The organism is Cetobacterium sp. ZWU0022, from assembly GCF_000800875.1.
In the GTDB taxonomy this organism is placed as follows: domain Bacteria; phylum Fusobacteriota; class Fusobacteriia; order Fusobacteriales; family Fusobacteriaceae; genus Cetobacterium_A.
On the sequence record NZ_JRJZ01000003.1, the window covers coordinates 1 to 3,757 of the forward strand.

The 3,757-nt window shown below is 26.2% G+C and carries 3 protein-coding genes; all 3 read right to left on the bottom strand.

Translation table 11 applies throughout. The annotated features are described in order from the left end of the window. The coding region (locus L988_RS00170) for a hypothetical protein (protein ID WP_047380362.1) at positions 1–614 on the bottom strand (614 nt) is incomplete at its 3' end. Beyond that, positions 614–1,333: a ParA family protein gene (locus L988_RS00175; protein ID WP_047380364.1), complete on the bottom strand. Its 720-nt coding sequence runs from the start codon at positions 1,331–1,333 to the stop codon at positions 614–616. The genes L988_RS00175 and L988_RS00170, both read right to left, overlap by 1 nt. Positions 1,334–1,345: 12 nt before the next feature. Further along, the gene (locus L988_RS00180; RefSeq protein WP_047380365.1) at positions 1,346–3,145 is read right to left on the bottom strand and encodes a hypothetical protein; all 1,800 of its coding nucleotides are present in this window, start codon (positions 3,143–3,145) and stop codon (positions 1,346–1,348) included. Between the last annotated feature and the right edge of the window lie 612 nt (positions 3,146–3,757).

Below are 3,757 nucleotides of genomic sequence, written 5' to 3' on the forward strand. Positions count from 1 at the left end.
TCCTCTAAATTTTTTATTATTTTATAGTGCTTTGCTATTCTATCCTCAATAATTTTTATTTTATTTTCATTTTCTGTAAACTCGATTTCTATAATTTCAGTCGTCGGGTCACCCGACAACCTCTCCTCTTTCTCTTTTGCTTTTTCAGTTGGCTTTTCTGAATTCACAATCTCTTTTACCTCTTCTATATCAATCTTGTCTTTAATTTTAGATATAGTTTTTACAGCTTTTTCTGGAATTACAAAAACTTTTTCATCTGAAAGCTCTAAAAAAAGATCATTTCTTTTTAAACACATATAAACAAAATCTTTTTTAAATCCAAGCTCCTCAAACCACTTTTTAAAGGTTCCTCCTGCATGGCTAGCTAGAAGTCCTTGAGCCTCTGAAAATACCCTAGAAAGCTCCATCACGCTCTTAGACATCTCGTTAGCATGATAGATTGCTTTTTTTTCACAATCAACCAATCTATCTTTAACTCTATTTTCAACAATCCCAAATTTTTCATATTCAATTTTTGAATTATATTGTACTTCAACTTCTAATTTTATATCATTATTTTGTTGATTTTTTAACTCTGCTGTTTTAGCTTTTATCTTATCCATCACCGATGCCATTACTTTAACAACTCCTCTACAACTGAATAAATTATCATTTGAAAACTTTCAACATCTTTTGATTTACTGTCCCAAATTGTTTTACCATCATCCATTAAATTATGAATAACAGAAGATTGTTTTATTGGTTCTGTAACTAATATTCCTGTTCCATCTAAATTAGTTTTTAGCTCTTCATACATCACTTCAGTTTTCTTAGACTTTATATATCTATTCGGAACTATAGCTCTAATCTTTTTTAAATCTATCTCTTCCATAAGTCTTAAAATACCACCAGTTGTTGCTTTATCCATATATGTTGGGATTATAATATCCGTTGCAATATCTAAAAAATCCTGGTCAATTTCTAAAACTGGAACTGAATCAATCAAAATAAAATCAAATTCATTTTTTAAAACCTCTATAGATCTTTTCAATTTCTCTCTAAAAACCTTAGAAAAATTTGATTTTGCAAGAGGCATATAATAAAGATTCTCTCTCAATCTTATCTCATTTCTTTTACCCGTTTTCACATAATCCTCTAAAGTTTTTTCTATTTCAATCTCACTATGACCTGAAAAATCCAATATATTATTTTGAGAATCTGATGTTAATATAAGAACTCTATAAAAATTTCCATCATTTTTTTCTAATAATGTCAATGCATGAGATATTTGTAATGTTAACCAACTTTTTCCTACCCCACCCTTATTATTTTTGATAGTAATGACCTTCCCCATATAATCTCCTCTCTAGCTTAATTTCCTTTTAATAGTTTCATTTAATTCCTCTATCGTTAACTTTCTTAACATAAATTTACTTGTTAATTCTAAAAAAATCTCTTTTTTTATTCTTGAAGCTTCGTCTGATGTCAAATCAAATCCTAGTTTGTACATCTCAATACTACCATTTATATAATCATTAAAAGCTTTGATATTATTAAGAACATCAACTTCATCTTCATCTACTTGAGGTAATTTAATCTCTTCATTTTTTTGAGATTCAGTTGTCGGGTTGCCCGACGACTGGATTAAATTATTATTTAAAATATATTTAAATATTAAACTTTTTTTCGCAGCTTTAAAAGCAATCTTTTGAATTTTAGTTTCCTGTCCACACTGTTTTATATAGTCTTTATATACTTCCTCTTCAAGCTCTAACTGTTTCTCTTCTGAAAGAGTGTTAAAATATTTTTCTTGAGAGATGAAATTCTGTTCTTGTTTTTCTTCAAAATTTTCAATTTCATTTATATTTTCTAACTCAAGTTGAACTTGTTTTTCTGGTTCAATCACAATATCTTTATCCCACCCATTTTCTAAAGTTTTTAAGAAATATGATCTTGGACTAGTTAAATTTTTCTGTGCTTTTAAATAATATGTTGCAGATTTTACCCTATTATATCCATATTTTTCAATACAATCTCTTATAGTTTTTGGCAACGACTTTAAATTTTTTGCTTTAAGAGGCATTATTCCAAAAATTTCTGCTATCATCTCATCTGTTACTTTAAAAGTTTCTAAATTTTCCTCTATGTTTTTTTCTGTATGTGTTATTGCTAAGTTATTATAAATATTTTTTATCTCTTGATTATCAACGTTGAATCTTTCTTGCTTCGAAACATTGTGACTTTCATCAAAAAATACTTCGATATCTGCTTCTAACCAAGTTGTAGGTTTAAGAAAATTAAAATTTTTTATCAATTTTTTTTCTTTCAATTCATTTAATGCTTTTTCAATTGTTTTTACAGTAGTTGGTAAACTATTTTTTTCATATTTCAAAGGTATTTTTTTTATTAAAGCATATATCGATTCTCTAACATAAAGCTCTTCAAATCTAATTTTTTCTAAAAGCATATATAAGGTTCTAGCAATACTCGATTGTATGTCTAGTAATATATCTGAATCATAAACTAAATATCCTCTTTTTACAATATTTTGGTAAAAATGATCAGATATTCTTATGCAATAAACCTCTTTTATACGATTATCCTTTATGTTATTTTTAATTTTTTTATTTTCTTCTCTTTTAAGTGACAATGTTTTAAATGTTAAAATTGGGGTATTTACTTCATGATTCAAAATTCCACCAAGTTCATTTGAATACATAGTATTTTTAAACACATAAGAGGTATCTGATAACCTAGATAACGCTCTTTTTATTTCTTTTATATAGTGGCTAGCATGAATTTTTGCTGCATCTCTAATTTCGTTAGCAGTAACAACAAACTCTTGAGCCATATTTTTTTCTTTCAACAATTTCATTAATGCTATAAAAATCTTCTCTTCAGCTTCTCCTGGAATTAACTCTCCTGCAGAAGGTTTAACTGTTATATAAGTATCTCGGTTTTTATTAAAAAAGTATGTTGTAATCTCATTTTTTTTTCTTTTTGTATTTTTAGAAAAAACAGGAAACTGTACAATATTCATATCCATTCGTATAAGTGATTTATTTTTTACTAACTCCTCTGGAATATAAATATCTTCTTCTAAAAAATATGTTGGACCTGTATCTATTGTTTCAACTTCAAAATAATCATCAGTTTTCTTAGCCATTTTTCCTCCATAAATTTATACAAATATTTTATTTTTTATATAATACCATGTTCTTATGAAAAAATATACTAATCATTTATAAATTTTTTCATAAAAAAAAGTATATACTACTAATTTACATAGTTATATACTACTAATTTATATGATATATACTACTAATTTATAAAGATATATACTACTAATTTATAAACTATATACTACTAATTTATAAAGACAAAAACCTATTATTTCTTAATGAAATCAAAGGCTAAACGCCTAAAAAACACCTGTAATTTTTGTACATAACAATAAACAATATTAAACAAAAAAACAACAATAAACAAGAGAGTTCAAAAAATTCTGTGTAAAAACACAAAAAATGTCTGTTTTTATTTTCTAAATATAAACTTTTAGATATAAATTTTTACAAAAAATAAAGAGAGAAGCATTAAAGCTTCTCTTTCTTCACAAATTCTATTTGAGAATGATTTGTTATCCTAGGTTTAGGATAGATCATATCTCCTTTTTTAATATATTTATCTTTAGTACTATACAAAGTATGGGTATTCTTAATAGGGGTCCCGTCAGGAAAACGCGGAATAACAACGCTAAGGATTTTCCTGACCATCTATG

What these genes read in the sequence shown, in the direction of transcription:
- L988_RS00175 (WP_047380364.1), bottom strand. Translation starts at nt 1,333, where the DNA reads ATGGGGAAGGTCATTACTATCAAAAATAATAAGGGTGGGGTAGGAAAA.
- L988_RS00180 (WP_047380365.1), bottom strand. Translation starts at nt 3,145, where the DNA reads ATGGCTAAGAAAACTGATGATTATTTTGAAGTTGAAACAATAGATACA.